The organism is Spartinivicinus marinus, from assembly GCF_026309355.1.
Taxonomy (GTDB): domain Bacteria; phylum Pseudomonadota; class Gammaproteobacteria; order Pseudomonadales; family Zooshikellaceae; genus Spartinivicinus; species Spartinivicinus marinus.
In genome coordinates this window covers 4276201-4301835 of the sequence record NZ_JAPJZK010000001.1, presented here as the reverse complement: position 1 = coordinate 4301835, position 25635 = coordinate 4276201, and the positions used below count along the sequence as shown (strand labels likewise).

Genomic DNA, 25635 nt, shown 5'->3' with positions numbered 1-25635 from the left:
AATTACCGAAGGCAATAATGATTGACCCAGTAATTCTAAAACAAGCTGTTATAGACAATGTGAACCAAGCACTGACTGAAGATGTGAGAAGTGGTGACATCACTGCTCAATTAATACCTGCTACAGCTGAAGCTACTGCTTATGTCATTTCTCGGGAAGCAGCCATCATTTGTGGCCAACCATGGGTAAATGAAGTATTTAAACAAGTGAACCCAAGCTTAATCGTCAACTGGCAGGTAGAAGAAGGTCAACTTGTTACTGCTAACCAACAGCTATTTAGTGTAACAGGCTGTGCTCAAGCAATCCTGACCGCAGAACGAACAGCCCTCAACTTTTTACAAACCCTATCTAGTACTGCCACTATTTGTCATGAATATGCGAAACTAGTGAAGCACACTTCAGCAAAACTACTGGATACTCGAAAAACCATTCCGGGTTTACGCATTGCCCAAAAGTACGCGGTAACTCAAGGTGGCTGTCATAACCATCGTATTGGCCTTTATGATGCCTACCTAATTAAAGAAAATCATATCAATGCCTGTGGCTCAATTACCAATGCAGTCACTCAAGCGAAACAGCTTAACCCTGGTAAACCTGTCGAAGTGGAAGTAGAAAGCTTTACCGAATTAGAAGAAGCGTTAGCTGCAAAAGCAGATATCATCATGCTGGATAACTTTTCTACAAGCCAATTAATCCAGGCAGTTGAGTTGGTAAAAGGAAAAGCCAAATTAGAAGCATCAGGGGGTATCAATAAACACACCCTGGTTGAAGTAGCCACCACAGGTGTCGACTATATTTCAATAGGAGCACTAACCAAAGATTGTCGAGCGATCGATTTATCCATGCGGTTTGAGAAGCAGGAATGAAAGTATGCAAAAAATTTTAGTAACAGGTGGAGCTGGCTACATTGGTAGCCATACCTGTGTTGAACTATTGAATAAAGGCTATGAAGTGGTGGTAGTGGATAATCTATCCAATAGCCACCCAGAATCATTAGATCGTGTTCAGAAAATATGTAGTAAACCGCTTACCTTTCATAAAATTGATATTTTGGATACTGAAGCCTTAGAGCAAGTATTTAAACAACATCAGTTTTATGCTGTTATCCACTTCGCTGGACTAAAAGCCGTGGGAGAGTCCTCTGAAATCCCACTTACTTATTATGAAAACAATGTGGCAGGCACCATCAAGCTGTGTCAAATGATGCAAGCCCATCAGGTTAAGAACCTGGTATTCAGTTCTTCTGCTACTGTATACGGTAACCCAGCCAGTTTACCTATTGCTGAAGACTTTCCACTGTCAGCCACTAATCCCTATGGCCGTTCTAAGTTAATGGTTGAAGATATATTAAGAGACCATTACCAGGCTGATAACCGTTGGAATATTGCCTTACTCCGCTACTTTAACCCAGTCGGTGCCCATGAGTCTGGATTAATAGGCGAAGACCCTAATGGCATTCCCAATAACCTAATGCCGTATATTTCCCAAGTAGCCATTGGTAAACGTAAGCAACTGAACGTATTTGGTAATGACTATAATACACATGACGGAACTGGCGTGAGAGACTATATTCATGTAGTCGACTTAGCAAAAGGGCATGTAAAAGCTATTGAAAAAATGGCAGATAAACCAGGCTGCCAAGCCTATAACCTAGGAGTAGGCAACGGATACAGTGTATTAGACATGGTAGAAGCCTTTGCCAGAATTAGCGGCAAACCAGTACCCTATCAAATCACCGACCGCCGCTCCGGCGATATAGATGCTTGCTACGCCAACCCGACATTAGCGAAACAGACACTTAACTGGGAAACCACCAAAACCTTAGAAGATATGATTTATGACACCTGGCGTTGGCAGCAGCAGAATCCTGAGGGGTATACGTCAAAATAGCCCTACGGCTAAAGCAGTGTTATAAACACTTAAAAGATAATTTCACCAAATTATTACAATTAACGTTTCATTAAGGTATAAGAGAAGCCTCAAGTAACCAAAAGAAATCTAACACTTCTCTTATATCTCTTCTATGCTTAAAGGTGTCGTCTAATAAAAAGCTGAGACCGGGATGAGTACCTTAGCTATTAATGATCGAATCACCTTACTCCTAACAAATGCAGCAAATAGAAATATTCTCATTTTAGTTTTCTTTTTATCTGGCTTTTCAGGACTCATTTATGAATCCATCTGGACCCAGTACTTAAAACTATTTTTAGGCCATGCCGCCTATGCTCAAACCCTGGTGCTTATTATCTTTATGGGAGGAATGGCCCTCGGAGCATGGCTAACCAGTAAATACTTACATAAGTTCAGTAATTTATTTCTAGCTTATGCAATCGTTGAAGCTATTATTGGTTTACTTGCATTAGTCTTTCATAATATCTATGTAGCAAGTACCGATTTCGCTTATAATACCGTTATGCCTTTTTTGGGCAGCAGTGGGCCAATCGAAATTTTTAAATGGAGTTTAGCGACTCTGTTGATCCTGCCACAAACCATCTTATTAGGCAGTACATTCCCTTTAATGAGTGCCGGCTTTATCCATTATTTTCCTGAAAAGAAAGGCCACTCACTCTCTATTTTATATTTTTCTAATAGCTTTGGCGCGGCAATTGGTGTACTAGTTGCTGGTTTTTATTTGGTTCGTACTGTCGGCTTACCCGGTACACTGCTAACCGCTGGACTTATCAACTTTGCGGTAGCGCTGGTTACTTGGTTCATTAGCAAACAGTTTGCCTCTGGCATAATACAACCTCCACATTTAGAAAAACAAGAAACGGCAGATCATAGAACCTTAAAAATACTACTGATTGTCGCTGCTATGACAGGTGCTGCATCATTTATGTATGAAGTCGCCTGGATCCGCATGTTAAGCATGGTGTTAGGCAGTTCCGTTCATTCATTTGAACTCATGTTAAGTGCTTTTATTCTAGGTTTAGCTATTGGAGGCTTTTGGATTAGAAATAAAATCAGCAACATAGCCAACCCAATTCAATGGTTAGGCTTTATCCAAATAATCATGGGAATCTTAGCCGCCTTAACCATCACTTTCTACAACTACACTTTCGATTTTATGGCCTTTACCATGCAGGCCTTACAGCGTACCGAACCTGGTTACATTTATTTTAACTTAATTAGTCACTTTATTTGCTTAGTAATGATGTTGCCTGCCACTATTTGTGCAGGAATGACACTACCATTAATCACTTATATTTTATTGAATAAAGGTTATAATGAACGAGCAATTGGCTGGGTATACTCATCTAATACAGTCGGTTCTATACTAGGGGTAGCAATAGCAGTACAATTGATTATGCCTTTACTGGGGCTAAAAAATCTGATTATTTCTGGTAGTATACTTGATATATTGATGGGCTTTTTCTTACTGACCTCATTAGCTCAGATATCAAAACTAAAGATAGCAGCCATTCTTATCATCCCTTTCTTGATTTCATTTTTAAAGTTTGATCAACTAAAAATGGCATCAGGGGTCTATCGCAAAGGAACCTTAGTCTCTCCTGAATCAGCAAAAATTATCTACCATAAAGATGGTAAAACAGCCACAATCTCAGTTATTGAATATGGTGATAAAGAAAACTCAATGCAAGTCATAACCACAAATGGTAAGCCAGATGCGGGAATAACTCACCTGAGTAGACCTGCAAGCCCTGATGAAGATACCATGATATTATCAGCAGCAATACCACTCGCACTACATAACAACCCAAAACAAGTAGCTGTTATAGGTATGGGGTCAGGCCTTACCTCACATGTCTTCTTATCTAGTGATCGTGTAAATCAGGTTGACACCATAGAAATTGAACCCGCCATGGTTGAAGGCGCTAAAAACTTTTACGAAAGAAACCACTTAGCTTATGAGGAAGCAAAAAGTAATATTCACATTGCAGATGCGAAAACATTTTTCTCTTCAAATCAAAAAAAGTATGACATTATCATGTCAGAGCCTTCAAACCCCTGGGTAAGTGGGGTTGCGAGCCTTTTTACACACGAGTATTACTCTTTAATTAAGAAATCAGTTAAAGAAGATGGACTTTTTGTTCAATGGTTACAAGCTTATGAGATCAGTCCAGAGTTAGCTCTTAGTATATTTTCATCACTAGATAAAGTTTTTTATGATTACCATCTCTACGCATCAAATCCTTCTGATTACATTATCATAGCTTCACCCAACAAGGTGTTACATACCGAGCTATATGATATCTTTTCAAACAAAAAACTAGCCAGTGAATTAAAAAGAATAAATCATGAATCTATCACTGACCTAAAAACCCATCATATAACATACAAGCCTGTAATAAAAAATATATTATTAGCAGGCAATATACAATCAAATTCTGATTTTTTTCCAATTGTACAAGAGAATGCAGACAAAACAAGATTCATGAACAGTACGGCTGCCTCACTAATTGACTTAAGATTAGTCAGTATTTTAAATGGGACTCAACAAGACAGTATAAACCCAGAGAGAATTAGCAAAAATAATAGTTTTGAAGTTGCAAAAGCAGCATTAAATAGCCTCTCAATTTTATCAAAGGACAATATTCCAACTTCTATAGAAGAAGTTAAACAAATCTGCAAAAATAATAAATCGATAAACAAGTGGATAAGAGAATTCTCCCAATCTGCAAACAATATATTATGGATAAAGAAAGAAACCATCATAAAATTTGTAAACAACCACTCCCATGTAACATGCAATAACAAAAAGATAGTAGCTATGTACGATTATTACAAAAGTATTGCCAAACAAAATCACTACAATATACTATCCAGCGTAAAAGAATACATAAAACAAAATAAATCTATTGATCTACAAATGAGACTAAACTATCTTTTCTCCCTTATAAAACTTAACAAGCTAAATGAAGCTGAATTAGAACTAGAACAAATAAAATTAAAAACCCACAATAATTTAATAGTAATTTATCTCGACTCTTTACTAAAAACAAAAAAAAGTAACATATATTCTCCCCTCAACATAACCATAAAATTTTAATTTTATGAAATACAGATTGCTAGAATTTTTAAAGGAACCTTCTACAGAAGAAGAATTTGAAGTTGAGGTATTTGAGTCATGCCAGCTTTCCCGTAATATAGAAATAAAACATGTACGTTGCAATCAATGGTGTCATAAAAATAATACAAGTCCATTATTAATTAACAAGCATGAATGTAATAGCTGTTATACCCTAGAAATCATTTCAGGAAAGCTAACAAGCAAACAGACAAAAGTAGAATACCCAATCATTAAAGGTGTTCCAAGAATATTACCACTAGATATATTAAAAGATACTTTAGAAAAAAATTATTCAGATTTTTTAGAAAAATTTGAAGAAAAATTCAGCTTTAAATTCAACTTAAAAATTAAATCAGAAAACAAAAACAAAAACATCATTAACTCATTTAGCTATCAATGGACTACCTTTATAAATAATTATGACCACTTTAAAGATATTTTTCTTAGCTTCACAAAACCTTTTTTAAAAGAAGAGGATTTTAAAAATAAAATAATGCTTGAAGTTGGATGTGGCTCTGGTAGACCTGCGGTTACTGCTTGTAAAATGGGTGCTGAAGTTATAGGAATGGATATTAGCCGAGCAGTAGATAGTGCATATATTCAGTCAGAAAAAATTGCTATGCTCCATATAGTTCAAGCTGATGCTTATGCACCACCTTTCAAACAAAAGTTTGATGTTGTATATTCTGTTGGTGTACTACAACATATTCCAAGTCCTCAAAAAGCGCTTGAAGGAATACGTACAACATTATCAGAAGTATCACCACTTATCCTTTGGGTCTATGGAGAAAGAGAGCTTTGGTATAAACCAATAGAGCTTTTTAGAAAAATTTCTGTAAAGCTACCACATAAACTATTACATGCAATATCGATTTTATTAGCAATTTTATCCGAACTTTTTTTGCTAATCCCCTATCGAGTTATGTCTAAAATATCAGCCTTAGATAAAATATCTAAAAAAGTGCCAGGAAGGATATATGCCAGATTTCCATTTAGGGAAAATGTTGTAGGCTGGTTTGATCGTTTGTCAGCACCAGTAACTTACTACTTTAATCAAGAATATATACATAGTCTCTTAGATAAAACGGGCTATTCTAATATCGAAATTGCTGCTAGAAAGAATGCTAGTGCCAGCTGGGTAATTCGTGCTACTAGAAATAGAAAGAAAAAAGTTTAATATATAAATATTATGTGCAAATTTAAAAGTAACTTAGATGAAGCTTATTAACTTAAGAATAGTAAAAAAAGCTCTTGAATCTCTTATTCACTACCCTTTTCACCCTCAATGGTATACAGCTCATAGTAGAATTTTAAAGAAACAATTAAAAGACATAAACTCAACTAATAAGATTCTTGATATTGGATGTTATGACAAATGGGTTCAATATTATTTAGATTCTCAATGTAGTTATATTGGTTTGGATTATCTTGAAACGGCTTCGAATTGGTACTTTTCAAAACCTGATATTTTTGGTGATGCACACACATTACCCTTTTCAACAAACATTTTTGATAAAGTACTATTATTAAATGTTTTAGAACACGTTTCATGTCTAGATACTGTGCTCAAAGAATCTTTTCGAGTTTTAAAAAAAAATGGCGAAGCAATTATTCAAATACCATTTCTATATCCAATTCATGATGCTCCTCGAGATTTTATAAGGATTACTCAACATGGTATGGCTGATAAATCTAAAAAAATAGGATTTAAAATAGTAAAATCTATTAGTATGGGTCACCCACTGGAAACAGCAGCTTTATTAAAAAATATTGCTATAAGCAAAACATTCATTAATTGCTTAAAACGGAAAAACCCTTTATGTATTGCTACCCCAATATTACCCTTTTATTTTTTATTTCAAAATTTAACTAGTTTCATTTTATCCAAGTTGACAATTTCAGATAATTTTATGCCTTACAGCTATATATTTATATTAAAAAAATAAATTATAATTCCTTTAATTAAAATGAAACTAATTAATCATGAGCATAAAAAAGAGCAAACAAAAATATCTGTAATTACAACCTCTTACCCTATTTCAACCAACTCTTCAAGTGGTATATTTGTAAAAAATCTTATAGATAATCTTCCACCAGATATTCACCGTACAGTTATCATACCTGGCTCAACAAATAGTATTCAGTTTGAAGCTCAACCTTATGAGAATTTTAAAATTTTTAGATATGCTCCAAAAAAATATCAATCCCTTGCACATCAACCAGGAGGAATACCTGTTGCACTTCACCAAAAAAAATGGCCCTATTTGATACTACCACTTTTTATTGTAAGCCTTTGTTATCAATGTATATTAGCAGCCTTTAAATCTAAACTTATTCATGCAAACTGGTCTGCAATTGGAGCTATTGCAGGTATTATAGGTAAACTCTTCAACACCCCAGTTATAACTACTTTAAGAGGTGAAGACATTTCCAGGGCAAGCACATCAGTATTATATAGCTTAGCACTAAAACTATGTATTATATCTAATAATAAAGTTATATGTGTCAGTACTAAAATGAAAGAAATTCTTATCGGACAATATCCTACGCTTAGAGATAAAGTAGTTCATATACCAAACGGTGTATCTAGTACTTTTCTAAATATACAAAGAAATAATAAAACCATATCATCTCAAAAGCTAAGGCTTAAGCTTTTAACTGTCGGTAGTCTAATACCAAGGAAATCTATAAATACAATTATAGAAGCATTAGCTACCTTCCCAAAATTTAATCGTCCTTTCTTAAATATTATTGGGGATGGTATTGAGAGAGAAAACCTTGAAAAACTATGCATCAGTCTTGACATTAGAGAATCAGTATCATTTGCTGGTAGCATTTCTCCAAATGAAATTATAGAATTCTACAAATCAAGCGATATTTTTATTTTATCAAGTTTAAGTGAAGGAAGGCCTAACGTACTTTTAGAAGCAATGGCATCAGAATTACCAGTAATAGCATCGAATATAGATGGTGTGATAGAATTAATTAAAGGTAATGGCCTACTTTTTGAACCAAAAAATCATAAAGAACTATCAAATAAAATTAGTATATTACTAAACGATAAAAAATATCGCGATATATTAGCAAATAAAGGAAAACAGTTTATCATCAATCAACACCTAACCTGGAACAATACTGGAAGTAAATATGCAAAACTTTACTATGCAACTATTAATGAGTAAGTAGTTATGTGTGGCATAACATTTATTTATTCAAAAAACAATGACTCTTATAGCTTATTTAAAAGAACTCAACTAGCTGTTAACCGGCTATACCATAGAGGCCCAGATCAACAAAATATTATATCAATTGAAAATGCTGTGCTTGGGCATACTCGGCTATCTATCATTGATATTTCTTCAAGCATGCAACCTATGCACACTCCTGACAAACGTTATTGGTTAGTTTTTAATGGAGAAATTTATAACTATAAAGAGTTAAAAAGTTCTCTAGCAGATAAATGGTTTTTTAATTCAGCCGGGGATACCGAAGTAATTTTGGCTGGATTAGCACTATATGGGGATAGCTTTATTAAATTAATGGAGGGAATGTGGGCTATCGCATTTTGGGATACAAAAGAAAAAAAACTGACTTTATCAAGAGACCCTTTTGGTAAAAAACCACTGTACTTTAAAATGGCAAAAGAGGAATTTATGTGCTCATCAGAACTTCCTGCCCTGAAAGCACTAGACCAGACGCCATGGAGTGAAGACCTTAATAGCACATCTGACTATTTCTCATATGGTATCTGTTTGCCAGGGCATACATTTTATAAGGATGTTAAGGAAGTATTACCAGGCCATAATTTAACCTGGAGTCCTGGCAATACTTATTCAACAGAGCCTTATTGGCAGCTTGAAACAAAAAGAATACAAGATATTAATAACCACAGTTATGAAAAACTAGAAGACCTTTTATTAAAATCGATAAAAAAGAGGTTAGTTGCTGATGTTGAAATAGGAGCTTTCCTATCTGGTGGCATCGACTCATCACTTATTGTTAGCCTAATTTCTAATAAAATTAAAAACAACTTAAAAACGTTCACAGTTTCATTTTGTAACAAAAGCTATGATGAAAGCAAGTTTGCAAAAGAAATATCTAAAAAATTTAACACACAACATATAATAAGTAATTTTGACTTATCATCTTCCCATAAAACTATTATCCCCCTTATTACTAATAGCATAGGCCAACCATTCTCAGATGCATCAATACTTCCTACTTACTTATTATCTAAAGTTACATCTTCCTACGTTAAGGTAGCTTTATCAGGAGACGGTGCTGATGAAGTTTTCTCTGGTTACCAGCGATATCAAGCCCGAGTGCTATATAACTGGTTCTTTCGTTTACCTAAAACATTGAGAAAAAATATAAAAATAATTCTGGATTATATACCTGAACCAATGGTTCATCACAGTGCTAGCCTTATAAAAAAAGCAAAATTATTTATTGAACTTGCTGAAGAATATCAGAAGGAACCAAATTATACTGCACCATTAGTATTCAATAGCTCTCTACAAAAAAGGCTTTGTCCAGAGTTAACAGGATATGGACATATTATTAACACACTACCTGAAGAAACAGAGCTTGATGGGGTAGAGCAAATGATGAGAAGAGATATGCTTATTTACCTACCACAAGATATTCTGCTTAAAATAGACCGAGCTTCAATGGCAAATTCATTAGAAGTTAGGTCTCCATTTTTAGATACACAACTAGTTAACTTTGCATTTACCTTTCCCCCTAATTACCATCGTAGCTGGTTACAAGGTAAAAAAATTTTAAGAAAAACATTCCAACCTTCATTACCTAAAAAGATATGGAGACGTAGAAAACAAGGCTTTTCTGTACCTATTCAAAAATGGTTCCAGAATGAGCTAGGAAGAAATTTAAGAGAAATTATCCTAGAAACTAACTCTCCATTATGCAAAAATACTGTCTTAGCGTTATTAGATGAACATTGTAAGCTTCATAAAGACTACAGTATTCAGTTATGGGCAATTTATATTTATTTAATTTGGAGAGAGGCTAACTAATCAAAGACCATGAAAATTATTAACTACCTAACATTATTTTTATCAGGTTTATTTATTGCCTTTATCATTTCAACTCAATGGAGTGAGATAAATAAGCTAACCTGGTCAATAAACATAAATTTATTTATTATTTCTTTATTGTTTCTATCTATAATATATTATTTAGCAGCTATGGGGTGGCATCTAATATTAAAATCAGACAATCAAAATATTTTATATTTAAAATCATTACAAATATGGATATTTTCGGCATTTTATAGATACATCCCAGGTATTATATGGCCATATATAAGCCGAATACATCTTACTAATAAAGAAAACATATCAAAAGCATCTTGTATAAAATCTATTTTAATTGAAAATGTACTAATTTCTATTTCTTCAATATCCGTTGGATTACCTACTATTTACTATATTTTAAAATCAAATTCTGTTTTTATGAGTTTATTGTTGTTTTTATCGATATTATTTATCTCACTGCTTACAATAAAAAAACATGCAGCCCATCTTATAAAAAGTGCAACTAAATTTTTTAACTTAACTCCAACAAAAATATTAAAATTATTTTTATTTTATTTTTTTTACTGGATACTATTTTCTTCTAATTTTTTTATATTGTATATAGCACTGTTTGGAAATAGTAATATTTACTCTATTAAGTCTATATATATTGCAACTTCTTTTTCAGTGAGCTTTTTAATAGGGTTTATTTCTTCATTATCTCCTTCAGGGATAGGTATCCGAGAAGCAGCACTTTACAGTATTTTGATATTACATATTCCAATACCTGAAGCCACAATATTAGCTATTATAAGTAGACTTTGGTTAATTGGTGGGGAAATTATCACTTTTTTATTAACTCTTTTAATTAAAGCATATCTTAAAGAAAAAATAAGTCGACTTAAATAAAAATCAAACTATTTTTTTAATATAAGTATAAAAGAGGGCAAAAAATTATACAAGTAAACCCATAAAAATTTTGGTACTTTTTCAATAAAACCTCCTTTAGTTATTAAGTCTCTAGCGCAATATTTATCTGGATAGTATACTATTTCAAGCGTATAGTCCTTAACATAAAATTTAGATATTAATCGTTTAATCCCCCAAGGAGTTTTAAGATTTTCATAATATTCGTTACCTTTATTAAATATTTTAATATATTTATTAGCTAATAGCTTTGGTAGCCAAGAAAGAAATGGTAATTTATAATGCGGTTCAATTATTGTTAGTCTTGATGCAGCCCCAAGATAACATACTCCTTCATTTGACAACACTCTTTCAATTTCTTCGAATAGCCTTTCAGCATCAGGGACATGTTCATACACATGATTACAAATAACTAGATTTACACTGTTATCAGAAAAAGGTAACTTCATTGAGTCGCCAATCATATAAGTAATATTTTCATAAGTTTGCTTCTGGCAAGCTATTGTTAAAGCACTATCATCGATATCCAAACCAACAACATTGTCAAAATATGGTGACAAGGCTCTAGTAAAAAATCCAGCTGAACAGCCTATATCTATTGCAAGTCCTCTATTACTCGATAGTGCTCCACAATCAGTAAGAATAGATATCATTTTATCAACTTTCGGCTGTTTATAGTTACTATCTAATAGAATTGGTGTTACTTTAGATAGCTTTTCCTGATATCTATATTTATTCATTTATTAGAGTAAATCAATGCAGTTATTTGTTCCGAAACTAGTCCTATTAAAAAAATCAACAATCCATTACTTACTAAAAGAGCACTCATATTGGTAAAAGTTCCAAAAGAGAAATACGTATAAATATAATAAAAAAATCCAAGTAGTATATGTATAATGCTTAGTGGAAAAAATATTTTCAATGGAGAGTAAAGCGTACCAATTTTGAATATTATAAGAAGAAACCTAATTCCATCTTGAAATGGATTAATATGACTATTTCCTTTTCTTTTGTGAAAGCTCATTGGAACATAATTAACTGAATAGCCAGCTCTATAAAAGGCCATTGTAATAGTTGTTGGGTAAGAAAATCCATTTGGTAACAAGTTAATAAATTGTTTAAACTTATATTCATTAACCACTCTAAATCCTGATGTCAAATCTGATATTTTATGTCCAACCATCCAGCTAGCAAGTATATTATATAATTTATTTGCAAATCCCCTTGATATATTTGCATGGGAATTTTTATATCTTGATCCAACGACCATATCAATGCCTTGCTTCATCACTTCAAGCATCAACTTTATATTATCTGGATCATGTTGACCATCAGCATCCATAAATATCAAGTATTTTCCATTTGCTTCATTAGCTCCAACTTTGATAGATGCACCATTACCCTTTGTGTATGGATTTTTAATGTAATTAATACCATATTTATGGCATATTTCCGCTGTATGATCTGTACTCCCATCATCAACCACTATAATTTCAGCGTTAATATCACTTGCTATATTTATAATTTTTGGAATTAATTCATCAAGTGACTTAGCCTCATTTTTAGCTGGCATTATAATTGAATAGTCATACATCTAGATTATCTCTTATTTTTTTTAGTTTCTTAACTTCTTTAATAAATATTTTTTTTCTAACGAAATTAGTATTATCTATAAGATCAATTTTATCAAACTCTACATCAAAATCATCAAACTTATTAAGAAATAAATATATAATAAATCTATTATAGTGCAACCTTAAGTCACTATAATTATACTTTATGGCCATATCTAATTTTTCTAATGCTTCATGATATTTTCCAGTATAAAATTTTATCATATATATTTTGTCATATAATACGCTTTTAGTTATATTTTCTTTATAATCCCTACTATAAATTAATTGCTTTATTATTTCCTCCAGTTCACTGAAGGTGTATAACTCGCACTTATTCTGTATTAACAGTTTTATTAAGTCATCTAGAAGCCCCATTGTACCACTATATATTTTTGCTTTCTCAAAGTTAAATTTATTTTTACCATCTAAACTTTTAACACCAAAAAAACAATCAAGAATAATATTCTGCATTAGTATATAACTATCTTCTTTAAATTTTAGCATAGAGTTAAAAGCAGTTTTTTTTGCTTCTTTAAAATCACCAGTATATATATATTCATTTATCATCATATGGTGTGCTCTTGGTGAATCAGGATGTTCATGATAATAAATAGTTATCATTTTCTTTCGATCACCCCATATTAAAGCTGACTGATAACTTAGCATAACTTCAACAACCAAATATGGCAAAAAAAATAATAATGTTATTTTCATATTATTTATAAAACTTATAATTCCAAAAACAAAAAATAAAACCCCTAAGATTGGCAGATAGTTTCTATGTTCAAAATAAATTTCAAGCGGTATAATTGTAGATTCTAAAGAGTGCCCTAATAAATACCACAAAAAACCTAATTTCATTAATACATTCCCATAATAAAAAACCACATACAAAGACAAACACCATGCTATTATTGATAAGCAGGTAGTTACTGGGTTAAGTATGCTTCTAGAAATAACCACATCATCATGAACTACCCCAGTACCTGTGGAACTCAACATCAATATTTTATATACATACTCCCATAAAACTCTAGTCTCTGTCATCAGCCTTTCAGGTAAATTATAGTTTCTCATAGACCACGCAAGATCACTTGAATATGAAAAATATATAATAATAATTAAATATAAAGCTGTTGGAATATAAATACAAAAAACTCCAAACCAATCATTTATTCTAAACCTATTCTTTAAAAGAATGCGATCCAGCAATAACAAATACAACGGTAGCAAAACACCATTCTCTTTTGATAAAATAGCCAAAACCGCTACAGCTCCATATATTACTGACAATATAAAATGATCAATAAAAGAGGTTATTTTTTCTCTTTTAATTAAAAAAACAAAAATAAACAACAAAACAAACAGTGTTGAAAGTTGATTCATTCTTTGCACAACAAGTAAAACGCCACTAATATTCATAGGATGAAGCAACCAAAAACACATAACTAGAATAGAAAATATTTCTCCTTGTGTTTCTGAACATACATCACTTTTTCCGAAAATCTGCCTTGAGATTACATAAACAAAGATTCCTACCAAACAATGAATTAAAACGTTTGTATATTTAAACCAAAATGGATCAGTCGGCCAATTATTATCATTAATTAAAAATGAAATAAGTGATATAGGGCGCCCTAGTGGTCCTGCTTTACCATCTAATAAATAGATTAACAAGTTGTCCAGTGTGGTTATTCCACCATATTCACCTATAAATTTTAAGTTAGGAGCGTCATCAAAAATAAAAGGCCCATATAAAGAAGGGTAATAAATCACATACGTTAAAACCAAAGCAGCTAAAAATGCAAGACAATATAATATTTCCCTCCAAGTAATTATTACTGAGCAGTCAAACTTCATACTTTATAAATACTATTTATCATAATTGACAAACCATTTAATAAGCCCACAACAACTTCATATAAAATAAAATATAGAATAAATAAATCTCTCATCTTGTAACAATTATTTTTTGCGAACAGTGAAACAATAACAACTTAAATGTAATACACATTGTATAAGAAGTAGATAGCAGAACCTGTATAGATATATTTAAAAGTTTGTTGTTAAGAACAATGATAGAAGAAGTTTTCTTTTTTGATTAAGTGCGTACTTTAAGTTTTCAATTTAAGTTTTTAAAACTTAAGCAATAACAATAAACATAACAATAAAGTACCTTTATTTAGTAAATAAAGGTACTTTATTAAATTAAAAATTTAATAACCTATCTGCAGTTTGCTGGAAGATATTTATCATCAACATCAGAAGTCCCCTGACCACAAGTCCATGTAACAGAGCCTCCACCAGCTGCTAATGTTGGAATTAATACTAGTTTTTTAGTATCAATAGCAGTGTCATTATTATATGTAACAGTAATTTTGCCACTATCGCCAACTGCTACACTTGCTACGTTATTACCTGTTATCTTTGTACTACCGGCTAAACCATAGCTAGCATTTGTTGAGGTTGGATAACGCCCCAGAGATAAACGTGTTTCAGCAACAGCCGATTTAGCACCAGAGGCCAATGTCATCCCCTCTGACACTTTCGTCCTAACCGTATAATCTTGGTAAGCAGGTATAGCTACCGCTGCTAATATGCCTATGATTGCAACCACAATCATTAATTCTATCAGGGTGAAGCCCTGTTGCTGCCTTATGGTTTTCATGCGTATTACTCCGTCTATTTTTTAAGAAAGTGGATACTCCCTGTCATTATTTATGCCAAACTGTTTTAGCCATCCTTTAAGTCAATGTAGACGCTATTTATAAGTTAGTTATAGCACTTCTTTGTGAAGCTGCAATTTTTGATGCAGTTTACTTATTAAACTATAGGTCACTAACTGACCATTTTGGTCAGTCACTAATACATAACTTTTTTATTACCATTTTCTTCCAGTATGAAAAGCTGACTGTTTCGCTCTATACTTGATTCGATCTAACAGATATATTTTCGATAGTTGTAGCCTAAGTAAGCGATAATAAAAGATGATTCTAACGGGACTTGCTAAACGTTTAGTTGATGATAACCTGCTCAGCCATGACCAGGCGAGCCAGGCCTATCAAGAAGCCTCTAAACAAAAAATTCCTTTTGTTACCCACCTTGTCCAAGCAGATTTGGTCAAGTCTAAAGATATAGCTCGACTTTCAGCAGAAGAGTTTGGCTCTCCTTTAATGGATATGGATTGTTATGATTTTACTCAGGCACCTAAAGAACTGGTCAATGAAAAGCTGATTAGAAAGCACCATACTCTGCCTTTGCTTAAGCGTGGCAATCGTTTATTTATTGCCGTTTCTGACCCTACCAACCTAAATGCATTAGATGAAATTCGCTTTAATACTGGTTTAAATATCGATGCAGTTTTAGTTGAAGAAAATAAACTATCAGCAGCCATAGAAAAGTTTCTCGAAAGTGCTGATGATGCCTTAAGTGATTTAGCAGACGAAGATTTGGATGCTCTCGAAATATCTGCTGGTGAAGAAGAGAAAGAAGCCGCTGCGGGTGGTGATGAAGCCGATGATGCACCTGTCGTTCGATTTGTTAATAAGATGTTACTCAGCGCGATTAAAGGTGGCTCTTCAGACCTTCACTTTGAACCCTATGAAAAGAGCTATCGGGTTAGATTCAGAACAGATGGTGTACTACATGAAGCGGCTAGACCACCAATTACTCTAGCCCCTCGCATTTCTTCACGACTAAAAATTATGTCTGCTATGGATATTTCTGAACGGCGCAAGCCTCAGGATGGACGGATTAAGATGAAATTATCCAAGACTAAAGCCATCGACTTTCGGGTTAATACCTGCCCTACCTTGTGGGGAGAAAAAATCGTTCTACGGATTCTTGACCCTACCAGTGCTCAAATGGGTATCGACAGTTTAGGTTATGAAGAAATCCAAAAAGATATGTATATGGATGCTCTACACCAGCCTCAGGGCATGATTCTGGTGACTGGCCCCACAGGGAGCGGAAAAACCGTCTCACTTTATACAGGACTCAACATTCTAAATACTGTTGAACGCAATATTTCCACCGCAGAAGACCCTGTCGAAATAAACTTGGAAGGTATTAACCAGGTTAATGTTAATCCTAAGCAAGGAATGGACTTTGCCCAAGCATTGCGTGCCTTTTTACGGCAAGATCCAGACATTATCATGGTAGGTGAGATTCGAGATCTAGAGACTGCCGGTATTGCCATAAAAGCTGCTCAAACCGGCCATATGGTGATGTCTACATTACATACCAACAGCGCAGCTGAAACCTTAACTCGGTTATTAAATATGGGGGTTCCGGCTTTTAACTTAGCCACTACAGTCAACTTGATTATTGCCCAACGGTTGGCTCGACGGTTATGCAGTAACTGTAAAGTGAAAGCCGATATTCCTAAAACGGCTCTACTCCATGAGGGTTTTACTGAAGAACAAGCACAGACTGCTGAACTTTATGGACCTAAGGGCTGTGACAAATGTAACAATGGTTACAAAGGACGACTAGGCATCTATGAAGTCGTTAAAATTACGCCTGGGCTTTCAAAAATCATTATGGAAGAAGGCAACTCGATTCAAATTGCTGAACAAGCACAAAAAGAAGGCTTTAATAGCTTACGTACTTCTGGCTTGCTCAAAGCATTACAAGGGATTACCAGCCTTGAAGAGGTAAACCGAGTGACAAAAGATTAGTCATAACTTTCAGCAGTAAAACAAGTCTGCTGGGTAAAACCTTAATTATTTGAACAAGTTAGCATTATAACTGGTTGTTTCTAACAGATTTAACGTGCATGCGTTACACTTATTCTGTGACGTAACTAGAAGGTACTTTGTGATTGCTGTGCTACCAGGCTGGTAGCATTATAAGCGACAGGAATCAACAAATGCCTTTATTATAAACACATAATGCTCGGTAGCGGGCCTTACCCAAGGAATCTGATAGTCAGGTACTCCAATGGCTACAAAAGCAGTTAAACCCAGCGCTTTCGTCTGGGAAGGCAAAGATAAAAAAGGTCGAAAAACCAAAGGGGAGATCCAAGGCGCCAGCATTGCCATGGTGAAAGCAGAACTGCGTAAGCAGGGGATCAACCCAACTAAGGTTAAGAAAAAAGCGATCAGTTTTGCTGGTAAAGGCAGAAAGGTCAAGCCGATGGATATTGCAGTCTTTACCCGTCAGCTGGCCACCATGATGAAAGCGGGCGTGCCGTTGATCCAGTCTTTTGAAATTACCGCTGATGGCTGTGAAAATCCCACTATGCGTGATTTGGTTAATGACGTTAAAAATGATGTAGCAGGGGGTAGTAGCTTAGCGGAAGCGTTAAGTAAACGCCCCAAATACTTTGATGACTTATATTGCAGTCTAGTCGCTTCTGGAGAACAATCAGGTGCACTGGAAAGCTTGCTGGACAGAATTGCCACCTACAAAGAAAAAACCGAGTCATTAAAAGCAAAAATCAAAAAAGCCATGACTTACCCTATTGCGGTTGTGGTGGTGGCAATCATTGTGACAGCCATCCTATTAATTAAAGTGGTACCTCAGTTCCAAGAAGTTTTCGCAGGCTTTGGTGCTGACTTACCTGCTTTTACTATGTTTGTTATTCAAATATCAGAATTTTTACAAGCCTATTGGCTGTACTTTTTAGCGGGTATTGGCGTGCTTATCTTTGCTTCTAGTAAGGCGTTAGAGAAATCAAAAGGGCTTCGTGATGGTCGTGACCGCTTCGTCCTAAAAATACCGATTATTGGCGATATCATTGATAAATCAGCTGTTGCTCGTTATGCCAGAACCCTTTCTACCACTTTTGCTGCCGGGGTTCCTTTAGTCGATGCACTTGATTCAGTGGCAGGAGCAGCTGGTAACGTGGTTTATTATCAGGCCGCCAGACAAATTAAAGAGGATATTTCTTCTGGCCAGCAGCTACAGTTTGCTATGAAGAATACTGCTGTCTTCCCAAGCATGGCAGTGCAAATGGTGGGAATTGGTGAAGAGTCTGGCGCTCTAGATGAAATGCTGGATAAAGTAGCCAACCACTATGAAGAAGAAGTAGACAACATGGTTGATAACCTCACTAGCTTGATGGAACCAATTATCATGTCCGTATTAGGGGTCTTAGTCGGTGGCCTGATTGTGGCAATGTACTTACCCATTTTCCAACTGGGTTCTGTCGTATAGCTTGCTTTTTATACTTCAAGTTTTGTTATTATAAGGGCGGTCATCACTGCCCTTTTTATTTGGTATTTTCCTTCAATGAATATTATCGATTACTTAGCCAGTAGTCCTGCGGCTTTTATTTTAGTTTCGCTTTTTTTAGGGTTGATTATTGGTAGCTTTTTAAACGTAGTTATTTTACGGCTCCCCACTATGATGAAACGGGACTGGCAAACCCAATGTTCTGAATTTCTTGAGCTACCGGCTCCTACTATGGAGCCCGCTAGGTTTAATTTAATATTTCCTCACTCTCACTGCCCAAAGTGTCAAGCGCCTGTTAAAGCCTGGCAAAACATACCGATAGTGAGTTACATTTTGTTAAAAGGAAAATGCGCCAATTGTCAGGCTCCTATCTCAATTCGTTACCCTCTTATTGAGTTTGCCTCTGGATTACTAGCAGTTGCAGCGGCCTATTACTACGGTTTTAGCTGGCAAATGCTCGCAGCAAGCAGTTTATTTTTTGCCATGATTGTACTCACCATGATTGACCTGGATGAACAATTATTACCCGATAGTATCACCTTGCCTTTTTTATGGCTTGGCCTGGCCTTAAACTATTTCGACTTTTTTACTGACCTTGACAGCGCAGTTTGGGGAGCTATTGCTGGATATTTGTCATTGTGGAGCGTGTATTGGGCTTTCAAGTTATTGACTGGTAAAGAAGGAATGGGCCATGGCGATTTTAAATTATTAGCCTGCTTTGGCGCCTGGCTTGGTTGGCAAATGTTGCCTGTTATTATCCTATTGTCTTCTTTTGTGGGGGCCTTGGTAGGTATTACTATGATTGGTTTAGGCCTTAAAGAACGCAACAGCAAAATCCCCTTTGGCCCTTACTTAGCCATTGCGGGTATTATCGCTTGTTTATGGGGTGAGGCTCTACTGAATAATTATCTACAAATAGCAAAATTCCATGGTGTATAAGATTGGTATTACAGGCGGCATAGGTAGTGGTAAAACAGCCGCAACAGACTACTTAGCCAACTCAAAACAAATTACCATTGTTGATGCCGATATTATTGCCAGACAAGTGGTAGAACCAGGTTCTTCTGCTTTATCTGTCATTACAGAACATTTTGGTATTCAGGTTTTACTTGAAGACGGCTCACTTAATCGCCAATATCTACGGCAACTGATTTTTAATTCATCCGTAGAAAAAAAGTGGCTAGAGAGCTTACTGCATCCTCTGATTCGTCAGCAAATTATTGTAGAACTAGAGCTGGCTATATCTGCTTATGCAGTGCTGGTATCCCCTTTATTATTTGAGACTAATCAGCATCTGCTTGTTGATCGTACTTTACTTATTGATGTGCCTGAAACAATCCAAATCACCAGAGCCTGTCAGCGAGACAAGATGTCAAAAGAGCAAGCTCAACGCATATTGGCAACACAAATGCCCCGAGAGAAGAAACGACAGAAAGCAAATGATATAATTAACAATCAAGGTTCACTTCAGCAACTTTATGCTCAACTGGATCAGCTTCACCAGCAATATTTAGGATTTGCTTGTCATGACTAGTGCTATCGTTAAGTGCCCTACCTGCCAAAAAGCAGGCCCTTGGACACCAAAAAATGAATTTCGACCCTTCTGCTCAAAGCGCTGCCAGTTGATTGATTTAGGTGCCTGGGCAGATGAGCAGCATTGTATTCCAGGTGATCCTGCTTATCTGTCTGATAATGAACTTTCAACAGAACACCCAACTGACCAGTTAGTATAATTGAGCTAACTAGGCCAGAATTGGCTGATGCCAGCAACTCCTTGGCTACCAACCTGCCTAGCTTGCCCTACATCAGAAGAACTTAGCCCACCTAAGCAGTACACTGGGCACTGAGCTAGTTTTATGAGTTGCTGAGCTGTTTTCCAGCCTAAGCCAAGTTGTCCTGGGTGACTTGCCGTTGGCTGAATGGGCGAAAGCGTAATAAAGTCCAGCGCGAGAGCATTAGCCTTAACTATTTCCTCAGCATTATGGCAGGATGCTGCAACTAGACACCCTTGCTTTTGATACTGAGTAATAACAGCTCCATTGCAGTCCATCAATTCAGCTACGGTTAGGTGAACACCGCTAATTCCTTTAAGATTATATATTTCTCTACTACAGTTTGATTGCTTAATAAGTAGCTGTACATTTGTTTGATAACAGTAGTCTGCCAGCGCTTTTACCAAATCTAGTGGAATAGGTTTTTCTGTAGTTCTTAGCTGTATTAGTTTAATCCCTGATGCTATAGCTGCTTGTACGCGCCTTAAGCAGTCTGCCTGATCTTCAAAATCACCTGAAATTAAATAATAATCTGGCAATAACAAAGCTTGAAGAATTGGACGATTAGCGGGTGGAAACTGAAAGTTAAATAACTGTGTTTTTGCTACCCACTGGATAGATTGCCCTTCATTACCAATAGGATCACCACTAAACTCTGTTACTTGCCATACATCAAGCTGTACAATTTTTTCAGGGTATTCATAGGTTATTTGAATTAATGGATTTGCAGTAACAACCTGAATAGCAAGTTCTTCATGCAACTCTCTTGTTAATGCATCCAGAACAGTTTCTCCCTGCTCTATTTTTCCACCAGGAAATTCCCACTTGCCACCTTGGTGTTTGTCATCCGGACGCTTAGCAATTAACACCTCGCCTGAAGTATTTATAATTGCTGCAGCTGCAACCTGAATTGATTTTTTGTACATAGTTTAATTCTCAGATATCAGGTCCGATACTCGGCATTAATTTTGACATACTCGTGGGAAAGATCAGTTGTCCAAATAGTTTCAGCTAAATCTCCGCAACCCAGCTCAATATCAATAGCAATAGTAGGCTCTACCATTGCCTGCTGACCTTGCTCTTCTGTATAACTGGCTGCCCGACCACCATTTTCAACAATCACTACATCATTCAATTTAATCTGCACTTTACTGACATCTAATTCAGCAATCTGTGCTCGGCCAACTGCTGCTAATATTCTGCCCCAATTGGGGTCACTGGCAAATAAAGCGGTTTTAACTAAAGGTGAATGTGCCACTGTATAGGCAACTTCCAGAGCATCTTGAGCAGTTTTGGCACCACCGACATTAATAGAGACAAATTTAGTGGCACCTTCACCATCACGCACAATCATTTGAGCCAGCTGCTTAGCCACCTCAATTAGCGTGCTTTTAAATAATTGAAATAACTGATCATTGGTATCTACTATGAGCTCATTATTAGCTGCACCTGTAGCTGCTACTATAAAAGCATCATTCGTGGACGTATCACCATCAATGGTAATACGATTAAACGACAGATTCGCTACATCTCCAGTGAGTTTTTGAAGTAAAGCCTGATCAATTGCTAGATCTGTTGCTATAAAAGCCAGCATTGTTGCCATATTGGGCTTTATCATCCCAGCCCCTTTTGCAATACCAGTAATAGTATAGGTATTACCCTTCCAGCTAAATTGCTTAGAAACACCTTTTGCCTGGGTATCAGTAGTCATAATAGCTTCTGCCACCTGATTCCAGGTCTGATCACTTAATTTGCTTACCAGTTGAGGTAGTGAATCGACTATTTTTTGGATAGGAAATAGCTCTCCAATAACTCCTGTTGAAAAAGGTAACACTTGTTGCTGAGTCAGACCTAACTGTTCCGCGGTCATACCACAACTATAGTAAGCATCTTCCAAACCCTGCTGACCTGTCCCTGCATTAGCATTACCCGCATTTATTAATAATGCTAAAGGCTGCTGCGACAAATGTTGCTTAGCCACTTGAACAGGGGCAGCACAAAAACGGTTTTGGGTAAAAACGCCTGCTACAGTACTGCCAGTCTTAAACTGCAATAATGCTAAATCTGTTCGTTGATTTTTTTTGATACCAGCAGAAACCGCTGATAAATTAACGCCTGGAACAGGCAACAGTTGCTTTATAGACTCTAAGCCGACCGCCATATTTCTTATTACCTCATAAAAAAGGCGACTAGCGTCGCCTTTTTTAATTACTTCTATTAAACAGCTATCTTATTGTGTTAGGTATATTTTATACAATCTTACCATGACACTGCTTATATTTTTTTCCTGAACCGCAAGGGCAAGGCTCATTACGCCCTACTTTTCGTTCCTGACGAATAAATGGTGTATTAGCAGCGTGCTCATCACCTTCTTCCGAAGTTGGCTCACCAGCCATACTTGCTGCCTCAGCATGCTGAAATTCCATTTGCTGAGCTAAAGCTGCTCTACGCTGACGCTCTACTTCTTCTGTATTATCATCTTGCTTGACTTGCACATGAGAAAGAATTTTAATGGTTTCATGTTTGATGTCTTCCAGCAGCTGTTGAAATAGCTCAAACGACTCGCGCTTATACTCTTGTTTAGGGTTTTTCTGAGCATAACCACGTAAGTGAATACCCTGGCGCAGGTAGTCCATAGTTGCCAGATGCTCTTTCCACTTATCATCTAACACTCTTAGCAGCATTTGTTTTTCGAACATACGAAGAACAGCAGCACCAGCTAATTCTTCCTTAGACTGATAATCATCCAACAAGTGCTGTTTAATTTTTTCTCTTAGGGGCTCTTCATAGAGCTTGTCATCTTCATCCAGCCACTGTTGAATAGACAAGTTAATAGCAAACTCTGAGGATAAATGCTCCTCTAAACCATTTACATCCCACATTTCCTGCAGACTTTGAGGAGGAATAAACTGGTTAATCGCTTGCTCCAAGACGTCTTCTCGGAACTCTGTCACCATTTCAGATAGGTCATCCTCACTCATTACCTTATTACGGAAACTATAGATGTACTTACGCTGCTCATTAGCAACATCATCATATTCTAATAAGGCTTTACGAATATCGTAGTTGCGGCCTTCTACTTTACGCTGCGCTTTTTCAATAGCATTGGTCACCATCCGATGCTCAATGGCCTCACCTTTTTCCATGCCAAGCCGCTGCATCAAATTGCGGATACCATCGGAGGCAAAAATACGCATTAAGCTATCTTCAAGAGACAAATAGAAACGACTAGAACCTGGGTCACCCTGGCGACCTGAACGCCCCCTTAGCTGGTTATCAATGCGGCGTGATTCATGACGCTCAGTACCAATAATATGTAGGCCTCCAGCATCTAATACCTGTTGATGCCGTTCTTGCCAATCTGCTTTAATACTATTAATTTGCTCTTCTGTTGGGTTCTCTAGCTTAGCAACTTCAGCTTCCCAGTTACCTCCCAACATAATATCTGTACCACGGCCTGCCATATTGGTAGCAATGGTTACAGCTCCTGGCTTACCTGCTTGAGCAATAATTTCTGCTTCTTTTTCATGGAATTTTGCATTTAATACTTGGTGTTCAATTCCCGCTTTCTTTAATGCACTAGAAACGCGCTCAGAAGATTCAATAGAAGCCGTACCTACCAAGATAGGGCGATGCTTGGCCACATTTTCTTTAATGTCTTCAATTACCGCGTCATATTTTTCTTCGATACTGAGATAAACTAGGTCATTATAGTCTTTTCTTACCATTGGCTTATGGGTAGGAATGACAATAACGTCTAAACCATAAATTTGTCTTAGCTCAACTGCCTCGGTATCTGCAGTCCCTGTCATGCCTGACAATTTTTCATACAAGCGGAAGTAGTTTTGGAAAGTGGTTGATGCCAGGGTCTGGCTTTCGCTTTGAATTTGCAGACCTTCTTTTGCCTCTAAAGCTTGGTGTAGGCCTTCAGAAAGCCTCCTACCAGGCATGGTCCGGCCAGTATGCTCGTCAACTAACAGCACCTGACCATTTTGAATAATGTAGTCAATATTTTTATGAAAGATTTGGTGGGCTTTTAAGGCAGCATAAACATGGTGGAGCAGATTTAGATTGTTCGGTGCATAGAGGCTTTCACCTTCACCCAACATTCCCTTTTCAGCCAGCAGCTCTTCTATAAACTGATGACCATCCTCATTTAGCTCAACCTGTCGAGTTTTCTCATCTAAAGTAAAGTGACCTTCAACAGCCTCTTCCTGCTTTTGTAGTTTAGGAATAAGTTTATTTATAACAGTATAAAGCTCAGAGCTGTCTTCAGCAGCACCAGAAATAATCAAAGGGGTTCTGGCTTCATCAATCAGAATTGAGTCTACTTCATCCACGATGGCATAGTTAAGTGGGCGCTGGGATTTATCTTCCAGGCTAAATGCCATATTATCCCGCAAATAGTCAAAGCCAAATTCGTTATTCGTTCCGTAAGTAATATCCGACTGATAAGCTGCTTTTTTTGATTCTGGATCTTGGCCTGATGTCACCACACCAACCGTTAAACCAAGAAATTCATATAATGGACGCATCCAGTTTGCATCACGACTAGCTAAGTAATCGTTAACCGTTACAACATGGACACCCTTGCCAGACAAGCCATTAAGATAGGCTGGCAAGGTTGCTACTAATGTTTTACCCTCACCCGTGCGCATTTCAGCTATACGACCTTCGTGAAGTGTCATACCACCGATTAATTGAACATCGAAATGGCGCATTCCCATCACGCGCTTACCAGCTTCACGCACGACAGCAAAAGCTTCGGGTAATAAGCTGTCTAAACTCTCACCTTTTTTGACTCGACCACGAAACTCATCAGTTTTAGCCTTTAATTGCTCATCTGACAGTTTACTCAATGACTCCTCTAGAGCATTCACTGCTTTCACTACTTTACGCATCCGGCGTAACTGGCGGTCATTTTTACTACCAAAGACTTTTCGAACTAAAGGCGCTAACATAATCGTTTACTTATTGTATCCACAAGATTAATACCAGGCAGCATCTCAAATGCTCGGCTGATTTTATAAAATAAACTTAGAAAAAGTAGCTGGATTGTAACGCTATTTACTTTA

At 36.1% G+C, this 25635-nt stretch carries 20 protein-coding genes; 13 read left to right on the top strand and 7 right to left on the bottom strand.

Going from position 1 to position 25635, the window contains the following annotated elements; all coding sequences use genetic code 11:
• The first annotated feature begins 17 nt into the window (after positions 1-17).
• The 8 genes from nadC (at position 18) to OQE68_RS19245 (ending at position 10977) form a co-directional block, all read left to right on the top strand.
• A complete protein-coding gene (gene nadC, locus OQE68_RS19280; RefSeq protein ID WP_180567706.1) occupies positions 18-866 on the top strand; it encodes a carboxylating nicotinate-nucleotide diphosphorylase in 849 nt (282 codons plus the stop codon).
• Positions 867-870: 4 nt separating this feature from the next.
• Positions 871-1890, top strand: a complete 1020-nt coding sequence (gene galE, locus OQE68_RS19275) for a UDP-glucose 4-epimerase GalE (RefSeq protein ID WP_180567705.1) — start codon at positions 871-873, stop codon at positions 1888-1890.
• A gap of 172 nt (positions 1891-2062) precedes the next feature.
• On the top strand, positions 2063-5011 hold the full coding sequence (locus OQE68_RS19270; RefSeq protein WP_180567704.1) for a spermine/spermidine synthase domain-containing protein: 2949 nt from the start codon (positions 2063-2065) through the stop codon (positions 5009-5011).
• A 4-nt stretch (positions 5012-5015) separates the two neighbouring features.
• Positions 5016-6209, top strand: coding sequence for a class I SAM-dependent methyltransferase (locus OQE68_RS19265; RefSeq protein ID WP_266195778.1), 1194 nt, complete (start codon positions 5016-5018; stop codon positions 6207-6209).
• Positions 6210-6246: 37 nt separating this feature from the next.
• On the top strand, positions 6247-6978 hold the full coding sequence (locus OQE68_RS19260; RefSeq protein ID WP_180567702.1) for a class I SAM-dependent methyltransferase: 732 nt from the start codon (positions 6247-6249) through the stop codon (positions 6976-6978).
• Between the two features lie 21 nt (positions 6979-6999).
• Complete coding sequence (locus OQE68_RS19255) at positions 7000-8214, top strand: glycosyltransferase family 4 protein (RefSeq protein ID WP_180567701.1); 1215 nt, start codon at positions 7000-7002, stop codon at positions 8212-8214.
• 6 nt (positions 8215-8220) lie between these two features.
• Complete coding sequence (gene asnB / locus OQE68_RS19250; RefSeq protein ID WP_180567700.1) at positions 8221-10068, top strand: asparagine synthase (glutamine-hydrolyzing); 1848 nt, start codon at positions 8221-8223, stop codon at positions 10066-10068.
• Positions 10069-10077: 9 nt separating this feature from the next.
• Complete coding sequence (locus tag OQE68_RS19245; RefSeq protein WP_180567699.1) at positions 10078-10977, top strand: lysylphosphatidylglycerol synthase domain-containing protein; 900 nt, start codon at positions 10078-10080, stop codon at positions 10975-10977.
• 8 nt (positions 10978-10985) lie between these two features.
• Here the strand turns inward: OQE68_RS19245 and OQE68_RS19240 are convergent, their stop codons facing one another.
• The 4 genes from OQE68_RS19240 to OQE68_RS19225 all read right to left on the bottom strand — a co-directional run bounded on the left by OQE68_RS19240 (position 10986) and on the right by OQE68_RS19225 (position 15279).
• Positions 10986-11735 carry a class I SAM-dependent methyltransferase gene (locus tag OQE68_RS19240; protein ID WP_180567698.1) on the bottom strand — a complete coding sequence of 250 codons (750 nt, stop codon included), beginning with the start codon at positions 11733-11735 and terminating at the stop codon, positions 10986-10988.
• On the bottom strand, positions 11732-12589 hold the full coding sequence (locus OQE68_RS19235) for a glycosyltransferase family 2 protein (RefSeq protein WP_180567697.1): 858 nt from the start codon (positions 12587-12589) through the stop codon (positions 11732-11734). The genes OQE68_RS19240 and OQE68_RS19235 overlap by 4 nt, the downstream gene beginning before the upstream one ends.
• The gene (locus tag OQE68_RS19230) at positions 12582-14471 is read right to left on the bottom strand and encodes a hypothetical protein (RefSeq protein WP_180567696.1); all 1890 of its coding nucleotides are present in this window, start codon (positions 14469-14471) and stop codon (positions 12582-12584) included. The genes OQE68_RS19235 and OQE68_RS19230 overlap by 8 nt, the downstream gene beginning before the upstream one ends.
• Before the next feature lie 364 nt (positions 14472-14835).
• Entirely contained in the window at positions 14836-15279 is a 444-nt protein-coding gene (locus tag OQE68_RS19225) for a pilin (RefSeq protein WP_219339964.1), read from the bottom strand.
• Between the two features lie 319 nt (positions 15280-15598).
• Between OQE68_RS19225 and pilB the strand changes: the two genes are divergently transcribed.
• The 5 genes from pilB (at position 15599) to yacG (ending at position 20521) form a co-directional block, all read left to right on the top strand.
• The gene (pilB, locus tag OQE68_RS19215) at positions 15599-17290 is read left to right on the top strand and encodes a type IV-A pilus assembly ATPase PilB (RefSeq protein WP_180567695.1); all 1692 of its coding nucleotides are present in this window, start codon (positions 15599-15601) and stop codon (positions 17288-17290) included.
• A gap of 262 nt (positions 17291-17552) precedes the next feature.
• Positions 17553-18770, top strand: a complete 1218-nt coding sequence (locus OQE68_RS19210; RefSeq protein WP_180567694.1) for a type II secretion system F family protein — start codon at positions 17553-17555, stop codon at positions 18768-18770.
• Between the two features lie 75 nt (positions 18771-18845).
• Positions 18846-19727 carry a prepilin peptidase gene (locus OQE68_RS19205; protein WP_180567693.1) on the top strand — a complete coding sequence of 294 codons (882 nt, stop codon included), beginning with the start codon at positions 18846-18848 and terminating at the stop codon, positions 19725-19727.
• Positions 19717-20322: a dephospho-CoA kinase gene (gene coaE / locus OQE68_RS19200; protein WP_180567692.1), complete on the top strand. Its 606-nt coding sequence runs from the start codon at positions 19717-19719 to the stop codon at positions 20320-20322. The genes OQE68_RS19205 and coaE overlap by 11 nt, the downstream gene beginning before the upstream one ends.
• Positions 20315-20521, top strand: coding sequence for a DNA gyrase inhibitor YacG (gene yacG / locus OQE68_RS19195; protein WP_180567691.1), 207 nt, complete (start codon positions 20315-20317; stop codon positions 20519-20521). Before coaE ends, yacG begins: the two co-directional genes overlap by 8 nt.
• Before the next feature lie 5 nt (positions 20522-20526).
• Here yacG and OQE68_RS19190 read toward each other — a convergent pair whose 3' ends face one another.
• From OQE68_RS19190 to secA, 3 genes are all read right to left on the bottom strand, one after another.
• On the bottom strand, positions 20527-21486 hold the full coding sequence (locus OQE68_RS19190) for a Nudix family hydrolase (RefSeq protein WP_180567690.1): 960 nt from the start codon (positions 21484-21486) through the stop codon (positions 20527-20529).
• 17 nt (positions 21487-21503) lie between these two features.
• A complete protein-coding gene (gene argJ / locus OQE68_RS19185) occupies positions 21504-22721 on the bottom strand; it encodes a bifunctional glutamate N-acetyltransferase/amino-acid acetyltransferase ArgJ (protein WP_180567689.1) in 1218 nt (405 codons plus the stop codon).
• A gap of 88 nt (positions 22722-22809) precedes the next feature.
• Entirely contained in the window at positions 22810-25521 is a 2712-nt protein-coding gene (gene secA / locus OQE68_RS19180) for a preprotein translocase subunit SecA (protein ID WP_180567688.1), read from the bottom strand.
• Positions 25522-25635: the final 114 nt, after the last annotated feature.

Coding starts and splice junctions, on each gene's coding strand:
- nadC (WP_180567706.1), top strand. CDS start 18: ATGATTGACCCAGTAATTCTAAAACAAGCTGTTATAGACAATGTGAAC.
- galE (WP_180567705.1), top strand. CDS start 871: ATGCAAAAAATTTTAGTAACAGGTGGAGCTGGCTACATTGGTAGCCAT.
- OQE68_RS19270 (WP_180567704.1), top strand. CDS start 2,063: ATGAGTACCTTAGCTATTAATGATCGAATCACCTTACTCCTAACAAAT.
- OQE68_RS19265 (WP_266195778.1), top strand. CDS start 5,016: ATGAAATACAGATTGCTAGAATTTTTAAAGGAACCTTCTACAGAAGAA.
- OQE68_RS19260 (WP_180567702.1), top strand. CDS start 6,247: ATGAAGCTTATTAACTTAAGAATAGTAAAAAAAGCTCTTGAATCTCTT.
- OQE68_RS19255 (WP_180567701.1), top strand. CDS start 7,000: ATGAAACTAATTAATCATGAGCATAAAAAAGAGCAAACAAAAATATCT.
- asnB (WP_180567700.1), top strand. CDS start 8,221: ATGTGTGGCATAACATTTATTTATTCAAAAAACAATGACTCTTATAGC.
- OQE68_RS19245 (WP_180567699.1), top strand. CDS start 10,078: ATGAAAATTATTAACTACCTAACATTATTTTTATCAGGTTTATTTATT.
- OQE68_RS19240 (WP_180567698.1), bottom strand. CDS start 11,735: ATGAATAAATATAGATATCAGGAAAAGCTATCTAAAGTAACACCAATT.
- OQE68_RS19235 (WP_180567697.1), bottom strand. CDS start 12,589: ATGTATGACTATTCAATTATAATGCCAGCTAAAAATGAGGCTAAGTCA.
- OQE68_RS19230 (WP_180567696.1), bottom strand. CDS start 14,471: ATGAAGTTTGACTGCTCAGTAATAATTACTTGGAGGGAAATATTATAT.
- OQE68_RS19225 (WP_219339964.1), bottom strand. CDS start 15,279: ATGAAAACCATAAGGCAGCAACAGGGCTTCACCCTGATAGAATTAATG.
- pilB (WP_180567695.1), top strand. CDS start 15,599: ATGATTCTAACGGGACTTGCTAAACGTTTAGTTGATGATAACCTGCTC.
- OQE68_RS19210 (WP_180567694.1), top strand. CDS start 17,553: ATGGCTACAAAAGCAGTTAAACCCAGCGCTTTCGTCTGGGAAGGCAAA.
- OQE68_RS19205 (WP_180567693.1), top strand. CDS start 18,846: ATGAATATTATCGATTACTTAGCCAGTAGTCCTGCGGCTTTTATTTTA.
- coaE (WP_180567692.1), top strand. CDS start 19,717: ATGGTGTATAAGATTGGTATTACAGGCGGCATAGGTAGTGGTAAAACA.
- yacG (WP_180567691.1), top strand. CDS start 20,315: ATGACTAGTGCTATCGTTAAGTGCCCTACCTGCCAAAAAGCAGGCCCT.
- OQE68_RS19190 (WP_180567690.1), bottom strand. CDS start 21,486: ATGTACAAAAAATCAATTCAGGTTGCAGCTGCAGCAATTATAAATACT.
- argJ (WP_180567689.1), bottom strand. CDS start 22,721: ATGGCGGTCGGCTTAGAGTCTATAAAGCAACTGTTGCCTGTTCCAGGC.
- secA (WP_180567688.1), bottom strand. CDS start 25,521: ATGTTAGCGCCTTTAGTTCGAAAAGTCTTTGGTAGTAAAAATGACCGC.